General features: G+C 45.4%; 17 protein-coding genes and 1 other annotated feature. Of the genes, 12 read left to right on the forward strand and 5 right to left on the reverse strand.

Annotation, left to right across the window (positions count from 1 at the left end):
* Window positions 1-27 precede the first annotated feature (27 nt).
* Together QJR74_RS06835 and QJR74_RS06840 are read left to right on the forward strand one after the other, a co-directional pair.
* Window positions 28-789 carry a DUF481 domain-containing protein gene (locus tag QJR74_RS06835; RefSeq protein WP_304373799.1) on the forward strand — a complete coding sequence of 254 codons (762 nt, stop codon included), beginning with the start codon at window positions 28-30 and terminating at the stop codon, window positions 787-789.
* 113 nt (window positions 790-902) lie between these two features.
* Complete coding sequence (locus QJR74_RS06840) at window positions 903-1,421, forward strand: hypothetical protein (RefSeq protein WP_304373800.1); 519 nt, start codon at window positions 903-905, stop codon at window positions 1,419-1,421.
* 31 nt (window positions 1,422-1,452) lie between these two features.
* On the opposite strand, the gene hmpA is transcribed toward QJR74_RS06840, so the two are convergent.
* Complete coding sequence (hmpA, locus tag QJR74_RS06845) at window positions 1,453-2,652, reverse strand: NO-inducible flavohemoprotein (RefSeq protein ID WP_304373801.1); 1,200 nt, start codon at window positions 2,650-2,652, stop codon at window positions 1,453-1,455.
* A 666-nt stretch (window positions 2,653-3,318) separates the two neighbouring features.
* Between hmpA and thrS the strand changes: the two genes are divergently transcribed.
* From thrS to QJR74_RS06890, 9 genes are all read left to right on the forward strand, one after another.
* Window positions 3,319-5,247 (forward strand): threonine--tRNA ligase, encoded by a 1,929-nt coding sequence (gene thrS, locus QJR74_RS06850; RefSeq protein WP_304373802.1) that lies wholly within the window; start codon window positions 3,319-3,321, stop codon window positions 5,245-5,247.
* A 3-nt stretch (window positions 5,248-5,250) separates the two neighbouring features.
* Window positions 5,251-5,793, forward strand: a complete 543-nt coding sequence (gene infC / locus QJR74_RS06855; RefSeq protein ID WP_304373985.1) for a translation initiation factor IF-3 — start codon at window positions 5,251-5,253, stop codon at window positions 5,791-5,793.
* A gap of 90 nt (window positions 5,794-5,883) precedes the next feature.
* On the forward strand, window positions 5,884-6,081 hold the full coding sequence (gene rpmI / locus QJR74_RS06860) for a 50S ribosomal protein L35 (RefSeq protein ID WP_004157374.1): 198 nt from the start codon (window positions 5,884-5,886) through the stop codon (window positions 6,079-6,081).
* A 43-nt stretch (window positions 6,082-6,124) separates the two neighbouring features.
* Complete coding sequence (gene rplT, locus QJR74_RS06865; protein ID WP_092673952.1) at window positions 6,125-6,481, forward strand: 50S ribosomal protein L20; 357 nt, start codon at window positions 6,125-6,127, stop codon at window positions 6,479-6,481.
* Window positions 6,482-6,539: 58 nt separating this feature from the next.
* Window positions 6,540-6,664, forward strand: a sequence feature (Phe leader region).
* Between the two features lie 70 nt (window positions 6,665-6,734).
* Window positions 6,735-7,718: a phenylalanine--tRNA ligase subunit alpha gene (gene pheS, locus QJR74_RS06870; RefSeq protein WP_304373803.1), complete on the forward strand. Its 984-nt coding sequence runs from the start codon at window positions 6,735-6,737 to the stop codon at window positions 7,716-7,718.
* Window positions 7,719-7,732: 14 nt separating this feature from the next.
* Complete coding sequence (gene pheT, locus QJR74_RS06875) at window positions 7,733-10,120, forward strand: phenylalanine--tRNA ligase subunit beta (protein ID WP_304373804.1); 2,388 nt, start codon at window positions 7,733-7,735, stop codon at window positions 10,118-10,120.
* A 4-nt stretch (window positions 10,121-10,124) separates the two neighbouring features.
* Window positions 10,125-10,424, forward strand: a complete 300-nt coding sequence (ihfA, locus tag QJR74_RS06880) for an integration host factor subunit alpha (RefSeq protein WP_048912075.1) — start codon at window positions 10,125-10,127, stop codon at window positions 10,422-10,424.
* A 121-nt stretch (window positions 10,425-10,545) separates the two neighbouring features.
* Window positions 10,546-11,004, forward strand: a complete 459-nt coding sequence (locus QJR74_RS06885; protein WP_304373986.1) for a C40 family peptidase — start codon at window positions 10,546-10,548, stop codon at window positions 11,002-11,004.
* A 23-nt stretch (window positions 11,005-11,027) separates the two neighbouring features.
* Window positions 11,028-12,464, forward strand: coding sequence for a protein adenylyltransferase SelO (locus QJR74_RS06890; RefSeq protein ID WP_304373805.1), 1,437 nt, complete (start codon window positions 11,028-11,030; stop codon window positions 12,462-12,464).
* On the opposite strand, the gene QJR74_RS06895 is transcribed toward QJR74_RS06890, so the two are convergent.
* Both QJR74_RS06895 and ydiK read right to left on the reverse strand, forming a co-directional pair.
* Complete coding sequence (locus QJR74_RS06895) at window positions 12,456-13,544, reverse strand: 3-deoxy-7-phosphoheptulonate synthase (RefSeq protein ID WP_441007637.1); 1,089 nt, start codon at window positions 13,542-13,544, stop codon at window positions 12,456-12,458. The two genes, QJR74_RS06890 and QJR74_RS06895, sit on opposite strands and share 9 nt — an antisense overlap.
* A gap of 208 nt (window positions 13,545-13,752) precedes the next feature.
* The gene (ydiK, locus tag QJR74_RS06900; protein ID WP_304373806.1) at window positions 13,753-14,904 is read right to left on the reverse strand and encodes an AI-2E family transporter YdiK; all 1,152 of its coding nucleotides are present in this window, start codon (window positions 14,902-14,904) and stop codon (window positions 13,753-13,755) included.
* A 175-nt stretch (window positions 14,905-15,079) separates the two neighbouring features.
* Between ydiK and ydiJ the strand changes: the two genes are divergently transcribed.
* Window positions 15,080-18,133, forward strand: coding sequence for a D-2-hydroxyglutarate dehydrogenase YdiJ (gene ydiJ / locus QJR74_RS06905; RefSeq protein ID WP_304373807.1), 3,054 nt, complete (start codon window positions 15,080-15,082; stop codon window positions 18,131-18,133).
* A gap of 7 nt (window positions 18,134-18,140) precedes the next feature.
* On the opposite strand, the gene QJR74_RS06910 is transcribed toward ydiJ, so the two are convergent.
* Window positions 18,141-18,554: a hypothetical protein gene (locus QJR74_RS06910; protein WP_304373808.1), complete on the reverse strand. Its 414-nt coding sequence runs from the start codon at window positions 18,552-18,554 to the stop codon at window positions 18,141-18,143.
* 130 nt (window positions 18,555-18,684) lie between these two features.
* Complete coding sequence (locus QJR74_RS06915) at window positions 18,685-18,921, reverse strand: major outer membrane lipoprotein (RefSeq protein WP_048912082.1); 237 nt, start codon at window positions 18,919-18,921, stop codon at window positions 18,685-18,687.
* Window positions 18,922-19,227 lie beyond the last annotated feature (306 nt).

Genomic DNA, 19,227 nt, shown 5'->3' on the forward strand with positions numbered 1-19,227 from the left:
ACCCTTTTAGTCAGTACAGGTCATTTAATGAAAGTTTTTAATAAAGTTGCATTCACTGTTTTATTAGGTTTAGGCGGATTGAGCCAACAAGCTCTGGCTGATAATGTCGTATTTACTTCTATGGACAACCCGGCTACAGCTAAGAAACCTTTTGATGGGTCAGCTTCTGCGGGTTACCTTGCACAAAGCGGCAATACCAAAAGCTCTAACTTTACCGCGCAAACTAATATGACGTGGTTCCAAGATACAATGGCATACAGTTTATTTGGTAACGCCTCTAATACCTCTTCCAATGATGAGCGCTCTTCTGAAACTTATAGCATTGGTGGCCGTACCCGTCATAACTTAAATGCGGATGATTATCTGTTTGGTCAAGCTACTTGGTTAAGTGATCGCTTAAATGGCTATGATAGTCGTGATACCGCGGTTGCAGGTTACGGACGCCAAATCCTAAACGGACCTGTCCACTCATTACGCGCAGAATTAGGTCCAGGTGTACGTTACGATGACTATCATGATGGTGGACATAAAACGACGGCGTTAGCCTACGGTGCGTTGAGCTACCAATGGCAGTTAACTGATACCACTAAATTCATTCAAGGGGTTTCAGTACTAAGTTCGTTCGGAGAAGATACCACTGTGAACTCAGAGACTGGGTTACAAGTTGCAATTAACGCTAATTTCTCCCTGAAATTAGCCTATAACGTGACGTGGAATAATAACCCGCCTTCATCTGCTCCAGACCGTACTGATACCAAAACCTCTATCTTACTCTCCTACACCATGTAGTAGTTAGCCGCCCGTCTAATCGATGGGCGGCTAAGAGTAATCCTAACCATCCTCCGAGCGTTGTTATTCGAGACTATGCTTAAGTTTCATTTAACTTTTTGCAGGAAAACGTTATGGATTCTTCCATCGGTAATAACCCTCCCGAGTTTAACGATAAATCTTTAGCGCTGTTTTCAACAGCACGAGAGCGATTGACCTTCTATCGTCAAGAAATCCATCAAGAAATCTCTTCGTTGGCGCAGAGAACCAATGCATTTTTTACCGCTCAGTCTTTTATGGTTATTGCCTACTGCTCTGCAATGAACAATACTAATCCGCATTGGGGAAATCTCTACACGCTGTATATTCCTGTACTATTGACTATTTTCGGCGTCTTTAATTGTGTGAACTCCTATATCGAAATTAGTGCGGTATACCGAGCACTCGACCATTGGCAAGAGAAGCAAGACTGCCTGTTGAATTCCGATATAGTGATAGGTCAGGCTTTTGATGAACGGCCGCTCTTTACCCAGCAGTATTACGCTAATAAAGCCCATCGTTATTCTATCTTTTTCTCAAGACGTTCTACCATTTTGCTCGCATTACTCTGGTTAGTACTTGGCGGAATTACACTCTATTTTCATTTTTGGTGATAAGTAACGTGCTAGACGTTATTGGATAACATTAGGCAGACGCTAAGCCACCCGTTGTAAAAACTTCATAATGAATACGACTTGAAGAAATGCCTCGCTGTAATAGACCTTTATAGACCGATTGAATAAACCCGGTCGGACCACAGAGATAGAAGTCAGCATCCTCAGGCAACAATGAGGCAGGAACCGATTCGAGAGTAAATCTTCCACAACGCTGTGTAGCAGGAGCCTGACTATAGTGTATCAACGTCTTGATACAAGAGTGTTGTTCAGTTAGCCGATTTACTTCCGCACTTAAGGCATAATGTGCGGTATCTTGTGTGACATGAATAAAATTGATCGCACTGTGTGAGGAGGATGTTAGCGTCTGAGTTAGTCCTTCTAACATTGCCATCATAGGGGTGATACCAATACCAGCACTAATTAATACGTTATCTTTAGTAGCATCTTGAATGATAAAGTCTCCTATTGGAGCACTGACCTCTATCCGATCACCTATTTGCATCTGCTGGTGGAGAGTCGAGGAGACATAGCCGGGTTCTTGAGAGAGATTTTCTTCTTTAACCGTGATTCTAAAAAACTGTCCATTGGGTGCAGTAGAAAGACTATATTGTCGTGGTTGTTTATAACCTAATGACGGGACCTGAACTCGTACCGAGATGTATTGACCAGGAAGATAATCGGGTAGGACTAGTTTATCGGTGGGTGCTAAATAAATAGAGCTAACTGTAGTGGTTTCTGACACTTTTTTTACAATGGTAAATTCGCGCCATCCCGTCCAGCCTCCTTTCTCTTGCGCGAGTTGCGTATAAATTCCTTTCTCCGTCTCAATCATCAAGTCTGCCAATTGGTGGTAGGCAATAGCCCAAGCGTTAATTAATTCATCCTCCATCGGCACTGATAAGACTTCACTGATTGAGTGGAGCAGATGGTCGCCAACCACAGCATAATCGGGGGCTTGAATATTAAGGCTGACGTGCTTTTGACAGATCATGTTGACAACAGGTAGCAATACACTGGGGTCTTCAATATTTTCAGCATAGGCAAGCACCGCATTAGCTAGAGCCTTAGCCTGTTTACCATCACGTTGATGTCCCATATTAAATGTTTCTTTTAACTCAGGAACTTGGCTAAGCATCCGGTGATAAAAATAGTCGGTGAGTGCTTCGCCATTGGCTTTCAATACAGGAATAGTCTGTTGAATGAGTTGTTTTTGATGAGTTGTTAGCATCGAATCCTCCACGAATTTTAAAGATGTATTCTATATGCATCTTTAAAGTTAGCAAGAATTGAATTGATAAGTTTTGATGGAGGTCAGTAATCCTTCCTGATGAAAATTTAATTTGAAGAATTATTTAAAGGTGGAATTTCCGGATCCTAAATGCCTCACCCAATACTATCTCCGCCTCTGTAAATGACATTATTAACAATGATTTCGCGTTGTAATGTCCGAAAATTATAGAAAGCTTGGGGGGATACTCGATAACGTGCAAAGTCCATTTTTTTTATATCTCGTAGTAAAGGCTAGGTTATTGGTTAGCTTTGATACTGTCACAGGGAATAAAGAATCGTTTTACTTTTATGAATGAATGGGTGGAATTAAGTCTGAAGATCAGTGCGTCGTTAGGAAGTGGTTATTAGGAAGCGAGAACCACAGGCTGCCTATGAGGACTAGTCATAGCTAACTTTAAATGTGGCCTTTAAGTCATCCTCTTAAACCTGTAATATTGCACTATCTGGGAACAACTTAGAGAAAAATATTTAAGCCTGTGTACCAGATGGTGTAGCAAATCCGAAGAATCAGCAAATAAAGTTAATTAACATGTTGATTATCAAGAATAAAACATTTTAGCATGTAGCCTGTCGTGTGGGTTACCACTGCAATTAAGGATATAGAATGCCAGTTATTACTCTTCCTGATGGAAGCCAACGTAGTTTTGATCATGCCGTTAGCGTGATGGATATAGCCCAAGACATTGGTCCTGGTCTTGCTAAAGCCTGTATCGCCGGACGTGTGAATGGCGAACTGGTCGATGCCGTTGATCCGATTACCGACGATGCAAACGTCTCGATTATCACCGCTAAAGATGAAGAGGGGATCGAAATCCTTCGTCACTCTTGTGCGCACTTATTGGGACATGCGATTAAGCAACTGTGGCCAAATACCAAAATGGCGATTGGTCCTGTTATCGATAATGGTTTTTACTACGATGTCGATCTTGATCATACCTTAACTCAGGAAGATCTCGAAAAACTCGAAAAGCGTATGCACGAGTTGGCCGAAAAAAATTACGAAGTCGTTAAGAAGAAAGTCAGTTGGCAAGAAGCGCGTGATACCTTCGAAGCACGCGGCGAAACCTATAAAATAGAAATTCTCGACCAAAATATCAGCCGTGATGACCAACCCGGTTTATATCACCATGAAGAATACGTTGATATGTGTCGTGGACCGCACGTTCCGAATATGCGTTTCTGCCATCACTTCAGGTTACAGAAATTGGCAGGTGCATACTGGCGTGGTAACAGTGATAATAAAATGCTGCAACGTATTTACGGTACTGCATGGGCTGATAAAAAGCAGCTTGCGGCCTATTTGAAACGTTTAGAAGAAGCAGCTAAACGTGATCACCGTAAAATCGGTAAGCAACTCGACCTTTATCATATGCAAGAAGAAGCACCAGGCATGGTCTTCTGGCATAATGATGGCTGGACCATCTTCCGCGAGTTAGAGACCTTTGTTCGCAGCAAACTTAAAGAGTATCAATATCAAGAGGTAAAAGGTCCGTTTATGATGGACCGCGTGCTATGGGAAAAAACCGGGCACTGGGAAAACTATAAAGAAGCGATGTTCACCACCTCTTCAGAGAACCGTGAGTACTGCATTAAGCCGATGAACTGCCCAGGCCATGTGCAGATCTTCAATCAAGGCTTAAAATCATATCGTGACCTGCCGTTGCGTATGGCTGAATTTGGAAGCTGTCACCGTAATGAACCCTCAGGCGCATTACACGGTTTGATGCGAGTTCGTGGCTTTACCCAAGACGATGCCCATATTTTCTGTACCGAAGATCAAATTCTGGACGAAGTGAATAGCTGTATCCGTATGGTCTACGATATGTACAGCACTTTTGGCTTTGAAAAGATTGTAGTAAAACTCTCTACCCGTCCTGAAAAGCGTATCGGTAGCGATGAGTTATGGGATAAAGCGGAGCAGGATCTGGCTCAAGCGCTAAAAAATAATGATATAGAATTTGAATATCAACCAGGTGAAGGGGCGTTCTACGGTCCTAAAATTGAATTTACTTTATATGATTGTCTGGATCGCGCATGGCAATGTGGTACAGTACAGCTCGATTTTTCTCTGCCTGAGCGTTTAGAAGCAACTTATGTCGGTGAAAATAATGACCGTCAAACGCCAGTAATGATTCACCGTGCTATACTAGGTTCGGTTGAGCGCTTTATTGGGATTCTGACAGAAGAGTTTGCTGGCTTTTTCCCAACTTGGTTAGCGCCAATGCAAGCCGTCGTAATGAATATTACCGACAGCCAAGCAGAATATGTCAATGAATTGACCAAAAAGTTACAAAATGCGGGTATTAGAGCTAAAGCAGACTTGAGAAACGAGAAGATTGGCTTTAAAATCCGTGAGCACACATTACGTCGTGTACCCTACATGTTAGTCTGTGGTGATAAAGAGGTCGAGGCAGGCAAAGTTGCCGTGCGTACCCGCCGCGGAAAAGACTTAGGTGTTTTCGATGTCGACGTATTGATTGAGAAGCTGCAAAATGAAATTCGCAGCAGAAGTATTCATCAGTTGGAGGAATAAGGTATTAAAGGCGGAAAAAGAGTACAACCTACGCGTCCGAACCGCATTAACAGCGAGATTCGCGCAAATGAAGTACGTCTGACGGGGATCGAAGGCGAGCAGCTCGGTATCGTTAGTCTGCGTGAAGCTTTAGAGAAAGCCGAAGAGTCGGGTGTCGATTTAGTTGAAATTAGCCCGAACGCCGAGCCGCCAGTTTGTCGAATCATGGATTACGGCAAATTCCTCTATGAAAAAAGCAAGTCTTCTAAGGAACAGAAGAAAAAGCAGAAAGTTGTTCAGGTTAAGGAAATTAAATTCCGTCCTGGCACTGATGAAGGCGACTATCAGGTAAAACTACGCAACCTGATTCGTTTTCTCGAAGATGGCGATAAAGCCAAAATCACACTACGTTTTCGTGGTCGTGAAATGGCTCACCAGCAGATTGGTATTGAAGTGCTTAACCGCGTTAAAGAAGATCTGTCTGAACTGGCAGCGGTCGAATCCTTCCCATCGAAGATCGAAGGCCGCCAGATGATAATGGTGCTTGCGCCGAAGAAGAAACAGTAGGCCATCAAGTAATTCTGCGTCAGCCTTGGTTGGCGCAGCATTCGCCTGTTGTTTTATATTATTAACAATGCGAAGTGGATATTTGTAAAAATGCCAAAGATTAAAACTGTACGTGGCGCGGCTAAGCGCTTCAAAAAGACTGCCTCTGGCGGCTTTAAGCGTAAGCACGCGAACCTGCGTCATATTCTGACTAAGAAATCAACTAAGCGTAAACGTCACCTACGTCCAAAAGGCATGGTGTCAAAAGGCGATTTAGGTCTAGTTATTGCCTGCCTGCCGTACGCATAAGTCAATTTTTTTTAATTTTAGAATATAAAACAGGAGAGCTACTATGGCTCGCGTAAAACGTGGTGTTGTTGCCCGTGCTCGTCACAAAAAAATCTTAAAACAAGCTAAAGGTTATTACGGAGCACGTTCACGTGTTTACCGTGTTGCCTTCCAGGCAGTCATCAAAGCAGGTCAATATGCTTACCGTGACCGCCGTCAGCGTAAACGTCAATTCCGTCAGCTGTGGATCGCGCGTATCAACGCAGCAGCTCGTACGAATGGCATCTCTTACAGCCGTTTCATCAATGGACTGAAAAAAGCGTCTATTGAAATCGACCGTAAGATTCTGGCTGATATCGCTGTATTCGACAAATCAACCTTCACTGCGTTGGTCGAAAAAGCAAAAGCAGCACTGGCATAAGTCAGTAAAAAAGGGAGCTTGCTCCCTTTTTTATTTTGCATCCCCAAACTTGGATTCTACTGATGAACACGGTTTTTTTTCGTTTCTTTTTTTTCTTTAGCCTCTAAATTACCGAGGCTTTTGCGCATGAGATAAGAAACGAAAAAACGCGCGAAAAGCCTCCATTAAGGAGGCTTTGTCGTTTTTAAGACTTGTCGTTATTCATTGTTACATAGCATAACTTCCCAGATAGACTGGATAAAAGAGGAAAGACATGTCCCAACTCGCAGAATTGGTGTCCCAAGCAAAGGGCGCGATTGACGAGGCGACGGATATCGCCACATTAGACACGGTGCGTGTCGAATATTTAGGTAAAAAAGGTCACCTTACTCTACAGATGACCCAATTGCGTGAGTTACCAGCTGAAGAACGCCCTGCGGCGGGTGCAGTGATTAACGAAGCGAAAAGCCAGGTACAAGAACATCTCAATGCACGTAAAGAGGCGCTTGAGAATGCGGCACTCAATGCTCGCTTAGCGGAAGAGACTATCGATATCAGTTTACCTGGGCGTCGTATAGAGAATGGGGGGCTTCACCCAGTAACCCGTACGATCGACCGTATTCAGGGGTTTTTCAGTGAACTAGGTTTTAGTGTTAAAACTGGCCCAGAAATTGATGATGCCTATCATAATTTTGATGCATTAAACATTCCTGCTCACCATCCCGCTCGTGCTGATCACGATACTTTTTGGTTTGATGCTGACCGCCTTCTTAGAACACAAACGTCAGGTGTTCAGATCCGTACCATGAAAGCAGAACAACCGCCGATTCGTATCATTGCCCCAGGTCGTGTCTATCGTAATGATTATGATCAGACTCACACCCCTATGTTCCATCAAATGGAAGGGCTGATCGTCGATAAAGATATTAGCTTCACCAACCTCAAAGGCACGTTACACGATTTCCTGCGTAACTTCTTCGAAGAAGATCTCCAGGTTCGTTTCCGTCCATCCTACTTCCCATTCACAGAACCTTCTGCAGAAGTGGATGTGATGGGTAAAAACGGTAAGTGGTTAGAGGTGCTAGGTTGTGGCATGGTGCACCCTAACGTCCTACGTAGCGTTGGCATCGATCCAGACGTTTACTCAGGATTTGCATTTGGTATGGGGATGGAGCGTTTGACCATGTTACGTTACGGCGTTAACGATCTTCGCGCATTCTTTGAAAATGATTTACGTTTCCTCAAACAGTTTAAATAAGGGCAGGTTATCCAATGAAATTCAGTGAACTCTGGTTACGTGAATGGGTAAATCCGGCCCTGACGAGTGATGAACTCTCCAACCAAATCACCATGGCAGGCTTAGAAGTTGATGGGATTGAGGCGGTAGCGGGTGTCTTTAACGGAGTAGTCGTTGGGGAAGTGGTGGAGTGCCATCAACACCCAAATGCCGATAAATTACGGGTGACTAAAATTAACATCGGCGGCGAGCGTTTGCTCGATATCGTCTGTGGCGCACCAAACTGCCGTCAAGGTTTAAAAGTTGCAGTGGCTACGGTCGGCGCGATTTTACCTGGCGACTTTAAAATCAAGCCAGCTAAGTTGCGTGGCGAACCCTCTGAAGGGATGCTTTGCTCCTTTACCGAGCTGGGAATTGATGTGGAATCAGAAGGGATTATTGAACTTCCTGCTGATGCGCCGCTCGGCCAAGATATCCGTGCTTACCTCCAACTTGATGACAATACAATTGAAATCAGCGTCACGCCAAACCGTGCTGATTGCTTAGGAATTATGGGGATTGCTCGCGACGTAGCGGTAGCGAATGGTATGCCTTTTAACGTCCCTGAAGTCGCTGCAGTGAATGCGACCAGCGACCGCCAATTCCCTATTGAATTAACGGCAGGGGAAGCGTGCCCACGTTACTTAGGTCGTGTGATCGAGAATATTGATATCAATGCGCCAACACCCCTCTGGATGCAAGAAAAACTGCGTCGCTGTGGGATTCGTTCGATTGATGCCATTGTCGATATCACTAACTACGTTTTACTTGAACGTGGCCAGCCGATGCACGCCTTCGACTTAGAAAAGTTAACTGGCAAAATCGAAGTGCGCCAGGCAAAGCAGGGTGAGACCTTGACATTATTGGATGGAAATAATGTCACCTTAAGCGATGATGTACTGGTTATTGCTGATAATGATAAAGCGTTGGCGATGGCAGGTATTTTTGGTGGTGAAGAGTCAGGTATCTCTAGCTCGACTCAGCATGTGCTGCTGGAATGCGCATTCTTTTCTCCATTAGCCATCACCGGTCGTGCTCGTCGTTTCGGTCTACATACCGATGCGTCACACCGTTATGAGCGTGGCGTCGATCCAGCAGGACAGTACGCTGCGATGGAGCGGGCTACCGAACTCTTATTGGCCATCTGCGGAGGACAAGCAGGACCCGTTATTGAGAAAATCGCAGAGCAATATTTACCAAAGCCTGCTGCAATAACCTTACGTCGCAGTAAATTAGATCGTCTGATCGGCCATGAAATTGCTGACCAACACGTCACAGATATTCTGACGCAACTCGGTTGTAACGTCACTGCAGCGGATCAGCAATGGCAGGTAGTTGCGCCGACTTGGCGATTCGATATGGAGATCGAAGAAGATTTGATCGAAGAAGTCGCCCGCGTCTATGGTTATAACAATATTCCTGATGTGCCAGTCAAAGCAAGCTTGATTATGCCTGCGCACCGTGAAGCGAATCTCGCACTGCAACGCGTTAAGACGTTACTGGTCGATAAGGGTTACCAAGAAGCTATTACCTACAGCTTTGTAGACCCTAAAACACAATCTTTGCTGCATCCACAACAGGAAGCACTTATTTTACCAAGTCCGATTTCTGCAGATATGTCAGCGATGCGCTTGTCGCTGTGGGCTGGCCTGTTGGATGCTGTGGTTTATAATCAAAATCGCCAGCAAAGCCGAGTACGTTTGTTCGAAAGCGGATTACGTTTTATTCCTGATAGCCAAGCACCTTTAGGCATTCGTCAAGAAATGATGCTATCAGGGGTTATTGCAGGTGCGCGTTGCGATGAGCACTGGTTAATCGAACGTCAAAACGTTGATTTCTTTGATCTTAAAGGTGACTTGGAAGCACTTTTCGAGTTAACGGGTAAAACCGAACAAATCACCTTCCGCCGAACTGAGCATAACGCCTTGCATCCAGGCCAAAGTGCAGAGATCGTACTGGCTGATGAAGTGATTGGTTGGATGGGTGTTGTACACCCAGAACTGGAACGTAAACTCGATTTGAACGGTCGTACTGTTATCTTTGAACTCCTGTGGGATAAGCTTGCTGAGCGCGTAATCCCTCAAGCGAAACCTGTTTCTAAGTTCCCAGCTAACCGTCGCGATATCGCCGTTGTGGTTTCCGAATCGGTCAATGCAGCAGATATTATCGCTGAGTGTAAGAAAGTTGGCGTAAATCAGTTGGTTGGCGTAAACTTATTCGATGTATACCGTGGAAAGGGTGTTGAGCCAGGTTTTAAGAGCCTTGCAATAAGCCTTCACCTGCAAGATTCTACGCGTACACTTGAAGAAGAGGATATTGCTGCCACGGTAGCTGACTGTGTTGCAGCGTTAAAAGAGCGATTCCAGGCAACCTTGAGGGATTGAACCGATGGCGCTTACAAAAGCTGAAATGTCAGAATATTTGTTTGAAAAATTGGGTCTAAGCAAACGTGACTCTAAAGAGTTAGTGGAACTTTTCTTCGAAGAGATTCGTAGTGCACTGGAAAAGGGAGAACAGGTCAAGCTATCGGGATTTGGTAACTTTGATCTTCGGGAGAAAAACCAACGTCCAGGGCGAAATCCCAAGACCGGTGAAGATATTCCGATCACTGCTCGTAGAGTTGTTACTTTCCGACCTGGTCAGAAACTTAAAAGCCGAGTCGAAACTGCAGTACCTAAAAAAGGTTAATGCAGATACCCTAATAATAAAAAAAGCTGCCTAGGCAGCTTTTTTTATCTCTAGTGCTTGCGTAATCGTTTAGGACAAGGAGTGGTGTGGGCTTATGTTTAGGTTGTTTTATTCTCATAGTATGTCTGTTTTGGCTGTGCTACTCACATTCTTACTTATAGGTTGTAGTAGTCATGCGCCTTCGCCCGATGCTCGGTTATCAAATCCTCGCATGGTGCATCAAGTGCTAAGCGACCAGCTAGTTAAATGGCGTGGCACACCATACCGCTATGGCGGTTTAAGCCGTAGCGGTATCGACTGTTCCGGTTTTGTTTATCGTACTTTTCGCGAGCGTTTTGATATACAGCTTCCAAGAACGACCCGTCAACAAAGTGATATTGGTACCCGTATCCGCAAAAAAGATTTACTTCCGGGAGATCTGGTCTTTTTTAAAACAGGCTGGGGCGAAGGGGGATTACATGTCGGCATCTACGATACCCAAAATCAATTTATCCATGCGTCGACCAGTCGCGGCGTAATGCGTTCATCGTTAAATAATGTCTACTGGCGAAAAGTCTTTTGGCAAGCACGACGTCTATAAAGGCTTTCACCCGAGGTTTAAAAATGAAATTCGAACATCAATGGTGTACTCAGCTTCCTGAACTTTGTAGCGAAGTGATGCCTAGCCCCTTACATGAAGGTCGACTACTGTACCTTAACCGCGCCCTCGCTGATGAGTTAACGCTCCCCGCTACTGAAACACTGCAAAAATCGTCAGTATGGTGGGGCGGAGAATTGCTGACAGGTATGCGTCCGGTTGCTCAGGTTTATAGTGGGCACCAATTTGGGGTATGGGCTGGGCAGTTGGGCGATGGTCGAGGTTTGCTTTTGGGTGAACAACTACTTGCTACGGGAACGAAAACTGATTGGCATTTAAAAGGGGCAGGTAAGACGCCTTATTCGAGGATGGGAGATGGGAGAGCGGTATTACGTTCAACGATTCGCGAATTTCTGGCTTCAGAAGCCATGCATGGACTCCGGATACCCACTACACGAGCACTCAGTATTGCAACAGGTCGTGACCTTGTACAGCGCGAAGTGGCAGAACCAGGAGCGATGCTGATACGTACAGCGGAAAGTCACTTAAGGTTCGGGCACTTTGAACATCTATTTTATCGACAACAGACAGAAGAATTGACGAAACTGGCAGACTACAGCATCGATAACTTTTGGCCTGAGTTACGTGACGAGTCAGACCGTTATTATCTATGGTTTGCCGATATTGTGCGGCGTACCGGAACGCTGATTGGGCAATGGCAGAGTGTTGGCTTTGCACATGGTGTAATGAATACTGACAACATGTCGCTACTCGGCCTAACGTTGGATTACGGCCCGTACGCATTTATGGATGACTACAATCCCGAATTAATTTGTAACCACAGCGATTATCAGGGCCGTTATGCCTTTGAGAATCAACCTACAGTTGGGTTATGGAACCTCAATCGTCTCGCGCATGCGCTATCTGGCTTGCTACCGATGGACAAACTCAAGTTAGCACTTAAAGAATACGAGCCTGCGCTGATGAGCGCATGGGGAGAGCGTATGCGTGCTAAACTCGGTCTCTACGACAGCCACAGCCAAGATAACGATTTATTGATTGAACTTTTTACTCTGATGGGAAGAGAGAAAGCGGATTATACTCGAACATTCCGACTGCTGAGTTACGCAGCGGGAAGGGATAAAGGCGGGTTATTACGCGACGATTTTATCGATAGAGCTACTTTCGACAGTTGGTTTTTACGTTATCAACAGCGGTTACAACAAGAACCCCTGGATTCGTCCGAGCGACAAGCGCGAATGCTCAGAGAAAATCCTGCTATAGTGCTGCGAAACTATCTGGCCCAGCAAGCGATCACTGCTGCAGAAAAAGGAGATGTCACCGAGCTCGAAGCCCTTCACTTGGCGCTTCAGAATCCTTACGCCGAACAACTTGATGGCAGTGCTTTGGCTAAGCCCCCACCGGAGTGGGGGAAACAGTTAACCATTAGTTGCTCAAGCTGATGACTCATTAGTTTGGTTAGGGGAAGAGGCCGCAGCGAGTAATGCTAGGAGTCGCTCGGTGTCTTCCCAACCCAAACAGGCATCAGTGATGGATTGACCAAAGCAATTGTTGCCCTCATTCTGCCAATCCTGTCGGCCCTCCACCAGAAAGCTCTCCACCATCACCCCAGCGATACCGTGATTTGGGTGACTAAGCTGTTCAGCAATATCTTTAGCGACTTCAAGCTGGCGCTTATGCTGCTTTAAACAGTTGCCATGGCTACAATCGATGATGACACGGTCAGAGAGCGTTAACGTCGCTAAAGCTTCTTGGCAAGCTTTGACATGCTTTGCTTGATAGTTCGGTTCTTTACCACCGCGAAGAATGATATGACCATCTGGATTTCCCAATGTTTGGTAAATCGACATCTGTCCGTTTTTATCTGGCGAGAGAAAAAGATGTGGGACTTTGGCGGCACGCACCGCATCCATTGCAATTTTACAGTTGCCATCTGTACCATTTTTAAAGCCGACAGGACAAGAGAGCGCTGAAGCCATCTCACGGTGTATTTGACTTTCCGTTGTTCGCGCCCCGATTGCGCCCCAGCTAATGAAATCAGCGATATATTGGCCGGTGACCATATCAAGAAACTCGGTAGCGGTCGGAACCCCCAATTCGTTGATATCACTGAGTAATTGTCGAGCGATCACTAGGCCATGATTAATATCGTGGCTACCATCAAGGTGTGGATCATTAATAAGTCCTTTCCAGCCGACGATGGTGCGAGGTTTTTCAAAATAAGTACGCATAATAATTTCGAGGCTTCCTCGATATTTATCACGTAAAGGCTTCAATTTTTTAGCGTATTCCACCGCCGCTACTGGGTCATGGATGGAACAAGGTCCTACTATCACGATAAGACGTTGATCTTGTCCATGTAAGATGTGGCTGACCGAGTGGCGGGTAGCGTGAATCAACTGTTGGCAGTATTCGGTAATAGGAACTTGTTGATTCAGTTGGTGCGCGGTCATTAAGGCCCCAACGGGTACTGTTCTAAGTTCATCAGTTAGCATTATGACTTGCTCTATAGTCTTACTCATCGGCAACATGCCGATAATTATTCTCCAACAATAAACGAAAATTCAGGTGAATAACATCGTGAATCCTGGACAAAAAAAAACCCGCCATTGGGCGGGAAAAGACTACACACAGCAATTCAATAATTAAGACAGGTGAAATAACGCGTCTGAAAAAAATATTACCCTGTAAAGACAGGGTAATATGTAAGAATCCTCCCAGAAGAGGGGCTTAACCTTCTTTCGGGACGCGTATTTGGCGTTGTTTCTCGGCAATATGTCGAGTATCTTCAAACAGTTCCTCGAGGACCTCTTCAGGGGGGGCATCAGGACAAGGGGCTTCATGCATCCAAACATGGACGAGCCGATATGAAACGGCAAGCACGACAGGACCAATGAATAACCCCAGCATACCGAAGGCAATTAGTCCGCCGATAACACCCGTCAGAATAATGAGCATTGGTAGATCGGCGCCAAGGCGAATGAGCATCGGACGGATCACGCTATCCATTGAGGCAACTACTACGCTCCAGATAACCAGAACGGTTCCCCACGTCGTGTCACCACTGTAGTAAAGCCAAATAATTGCCGGAATTAAGACTAATAATGGCCCGATCTGAATGAGGCAGCAAAGAATGATCAATACGGTGAGTATGGTGGCATAGGGGATACCCGCTAAGGCAAGGCCGACACCGGCTACAACACCTTGTAATAAAGCGGTTACTACTATTCCTAATGCGACAGCTTTGATAGCTTGATTAGCCAAAATAACGACTGCATCGCCGCGGCTGCCTGCGAGCCAAAAAGCAAAGTGACGGATCCCCATTGCCACGCGCTCCCCCCGCCAATAGAGAAGGGCACTAAATAACAACATTAGGGCTAGGTGGACCAGTAACCGACCAAAATGGCCAGCCTGTGCGACAAAGAAACTGGTTGTTCTCCCTATATAGGGCTGAACGGTTGCAAGTAGTTGTGCACCGCCTCCAGCGACCATTTGATGGTAATATCGCGATGCCTTGTGGCCAATTAATGGCAGACTGTCGAGCCACGTCAATTGTGGCATAACTAAGTGTCCTGCACTGAGCCAATGCAGTACGGGCTGTGCATTATCTAACACACTGCTAATTAGTAGGGCGATAGGAATAATGAACACCAAAAGGATAATAAACGTCATGACAATCACTGCTAAGGTACGTCGGTTCCAAAGCAGTCGTTGAATACGCTGCATCATCCCCCAAGTGGCGATCACGACCATTCCTGCCCAAGCGAAACCTAAAATAAAAGGCTGCACAACCCAGAAACAGCTGACAATCATTAACAAGAAAAATATTAGTGTTAATAACCGTTGTGGAATACTTCGCTCCGGTGGAAGCGGTCTACTCATAGTAAATATCCTTGTATTCATTAAGGCTAGCTTTTTATCTTGCCTATGATGCTTCATTCGCTGTCTGAACGACATCTCTTTTCGATAAATTTGGTAAACCAGTAAGGCAGTGGGCTGAAAATATGTTAAAACAAAGGAGTTGATCGAAGACCACTTTTAAATTGGCAATGGGCAAATGATTCCACAACTAAACCACTCTCCTGGACAAAAAAACTTAACTCGTAAATTCTTACAACAACTCGAACATCAAGGGTTTACGGGAGACATTGGGCAGCGCTATGCTGATCGCCTTAGTATGGCAACCGACAATAGCATCTATCAAAACTTACCTGATGCCATTCTCTTTCCTAAATCCTTGGCAGATATTGTCACGATTACGCGATTAGCAGCTACCGAAGCCTATCGAACCATCACCTTCACACCTCGGGGCGGTGGAACTGGCACCAACGGACAATCCCTTACTAACGGGATAGTGGTTGACCTCTCGCGCCATATGCGAGGGATCCTCGAATTTAATGCGGATGAAGGTTGGGTACGTGTTGAAGCAGGGGTAGTCAAAGATCAGCTGAATAGCTGGCTCAAACCCCATGGCTTCTTTTTTGCGCCAGAACTCTCGACCAGTAACCGAGCCACGATAGGAGGGATGATTAATACTGATGCCTCAGGTCAAGGCTCGTTAGTTTATGGTAAAACGTCAACCCACGTCCTGGGGTTGCGGGCAGTGCTTCTTAATGGGGAGACTATTGATACTGCTCCTGTAACGCGTCAGCAAGCTGAAATCCGAAGCCAAGGTCAATCACAAGAGGCAACAATTTACCGTGAGGTGATGGAGAGTTGCTTAGAAAACAGTGCCTTGATCGAGCAGAAATTCCCCAAGTTAAATCGCTTTCTTACTGGTTATGACCTGCGGCATGTTTTTTCTAATGATGACGAATGCTTCGATTTAACGCGTCTACTCTGTGGTGCAGAGGGGTCACTCGCATTCATCGCTGAGGCGACCCTCAATGTTTTACCCATCCCGAAAGTTCGCCAACTCGTTAATATCAAATATGATTCCTTTGATTCAGCATTGCGTAATGCGCCATTCCTCGTGGAAGCCAATGCGTTATCGGTGGAAACCGTCGACTCTACCGTATTGAATTTGGCTCGAGAGGATATCGTATGGCACTCGGTCAGCGAGTTGATTACCGACGTTGAAGGACAAGTGATGCAAGGCATCAATTTGGTGGAATTCGCAGGTGATGACCTTGAGCAGATTGAACAGCAGGTGGATGAACTCTGTCAGAAATTAGATCAGTTGCGAGACACTCAGCAAGCGGGTGTGATTGGTTATCAATGTTGCCGCGAATTAGACCAAGTTGAACGTATTTACGCAATGCGAAAAAAAGCGGTGGGACTATTGGGAAATGCCAAGGGGCGTGCAAAACCGATTCCATTTGTAGAGGATACTGCCGTTCCTCCGGAACACTTGGCAGATTACATCACCAAGTTCAGAGCAATTCTAGATAGCCATAAACTTGCTTACGGTATGTTTGGGCATGTTGATGCCGGTGTCCTGCACGTACGCCCTGCCTTAGATATGACCCTGCCTGAACACCACCAGTTGATGCTAACCATTTCTGACCAAGTGGCGGAACTTACCCGCTCTTATGGTGGGTTACTATGGGGCGAACATGGAAAGGGCTATCGCTCGGCATACAGTGCCGATTTCTTTGGTCCCGAGCTATACCATCAGTTACGTCGAATCAAGACAGCCTTTGATCCCGATAACCGCTTGAATCCTGGAAAAATTTGTCAGCCTTTAGGTAATGACTCACCATTATTAGCAATAGACAGCCCAACACGCGGGGCGTTAGACCGCCAGATACCCGTGGTCGTTCGTGAGAGCTGGCGAGGCGCTATGGATTGCAACGGTAATGGTCTTTGTTTTAATTTCGATGTAAATAGCCCCATGTGTCCATCAATGAAGGTCACGCGGGACAGAATACATTCACCGAAAGGCCGAGCAACGTTAGTGCGTGAATGGCTCAGGCTATTATCAGAACAGGGGATTAATCCAGATTCGCTGGAGAGCTCATCAACGTTTTCTCTGCGCGCACTCAGTCAGAAGGTAAAAAATAGCTGGGGGGCAAATAAAGCAGAGTATGATTTTTCTCACGAAGTCAAAGAGTCGATGAGTGGATGCCTAGCTTGCAAAGCCTGTGCTACCCAATGTCCTATTAAAATTGATGTACCTGCTTTTCGCGCGCGCTTTTTAGAACTTTATCACACTCGTTACTTACGGCCGGTTGCTGACCACGTTGTGGCCAATATAGAGCCGTTATTGCCGGTTATGGCGAAAGCGCCTCGAGCAATAAATTACATGCTGGCGAAACCTTGGGTAAATCAGTTGAGTCGCCGCTATGTGGGAATGGTTGATTTACCAGCGCTCTCTCACCCAACCTTGCAGAGTCAGCTTAATGGTCACTCTGCAGTAAGTACTACACTTGAAGACTTACAAGCGATGACTACTGCGCAGCGAAGTAAAGTGGTTGTCGTCGTGCAAGATCCCTTTACCAGTTTTTATGAGGCGAATCTGGTCACTGATCTGGTCCAACTCATCGTTTGTTTAGGCTTTAAACCGGTGCTACTGCCTTTTGTCCCGAACGGTAAACCTCAGCAAGTGAAGGGATTTCTAAAACGTTTCACACGTACCGCTAAGAAGAGTGCTGAGGTATTGAACCGTGTTGCCGCATTAGACGTCCCTATGGTGGGAACCGATCCTGCTCTGGTGTTGTGCTACCGCGATGAATATAAAATGTTGGGTCACGAACGGGGAGATTTCACCGTGTTGCTCGCGCATGAATGGCTCAAGTCAGTGACAATACCAAGCGAGTATTTGGCTGCCCAACAGGGAGAGTGGTATCTCTTCTCACACTGTACCGAGATGACCGCGTTACCGTCAGCCTCTCAGCAGTGGAGAGATATTTTTACCCAATTCGGTGCGACATTACATACCATTAATGCAGGTTGCTGTGGGATGGCGGGGACTTACGGCCACGAGTCTCGTAACTTAGAGAATTCTCGTAATATCTTTGGCCTATCTTGGCAGCCACAGCTGGCGGATAAGCCTATGGAACGTTGTCTCGCGACGGGGTTTTCATGTCGCAGCCAAGTAAAACGCTTCGGAGGGGAGAAGATTAAGCACCCTCTGCAAGCACTATTACAAATGGCTCGACAACGAACCTAACCACCCTTTAGCTCATTGAGTCAGCGTATTGCAAAAACTCTCTTTGTAGTTCGCTGGCTTTCTGCCACTCCCCATGAGCGATAAACACCTGACAAAGCCCTGTCATCGAGTGACGGGCAAGCTGGATAGCCTGCGCTTTAAAGAGTACTTCACGCTGAACATTATTGTGAAGCTGCTCAATCAGTTTCTGATGAAGTCCAAATAATACGGCAAAATAATTATCATCATCACCTTGTGTATAGCAATAATCAGCAATTTTTAAGCTTAGATCGTTGAATTGACGCAATTGGCTTAAGGTACAGTGTTTATGATAAAGCGGGCGTTCAGCGAGATAATACTCGACCCGAAGATCTTCAAGCGTTTGCTGATAATCTTCAAGATTACTGGTTATCCAGAGCGAGAATGAGTGGGGGATAGGCATAATAGCTCCTTATTTAATGATAACAATTATCATTATCATAGCGAGTTATTGTCCGTTTGCAAGAGTTGATTGGTTATTACCGTAAAAAAAAATGGCACCCCGAAGGGTGCCATTTTCTAGTCCAAGACTCTTACTTACGGTAAGAGTGAGCTTGGTTGTCCAGACGCTGGTTAGCGCGAGCTGCATCATCTTTAGCAGCTTGAACGTCAGTACGTACTGAGTTCAGGTCGGTGCTTAGTTGATCAACTTTGGTGTTCAGAGTTTGAACGTCGCTTGACAGTTGGTCGATTTTAGCGTTGCTAGAACAACCAGCAAGCAGAGTTGAACCAAGAATTACCGCGCCCAGTACCAGTTTAGTACGATTCATTATGTTACCCTCGTTATTAGGTTAATATCCATGTAGCCAGATAAGTATTACACAAAGTTTTTTAAGTTGAGAAATAATTTTTTATAAGAAGATGCTTAAAAGCGCTTATTCGCTTAAATAGTGTTCATTTGGGTTTTTTTGATAAATTTTCACGAGGGAAAAATACACTTCAATCGGGATAACCTTTGAATTGAAGGCAAAAAATGCTGTTGCTAATCTTATTTATCGATATATAAGTCGCTAATATAGAAATAAAAGTAATAGTTTTGGAGAAGAAAAAGGGGCGTTTCACAAACTAAGCTTCGA

It is taken from the genome of Tatumella ptyseos, assembly GCF_030552895.1.
Lineage (GTDB): Bacteria > Pseudomonadota > Gammaproteobacteria > Enterobacterales > Enterobacteriaceae > Rosenbergiella > Rosenbergiella ptyseos_A.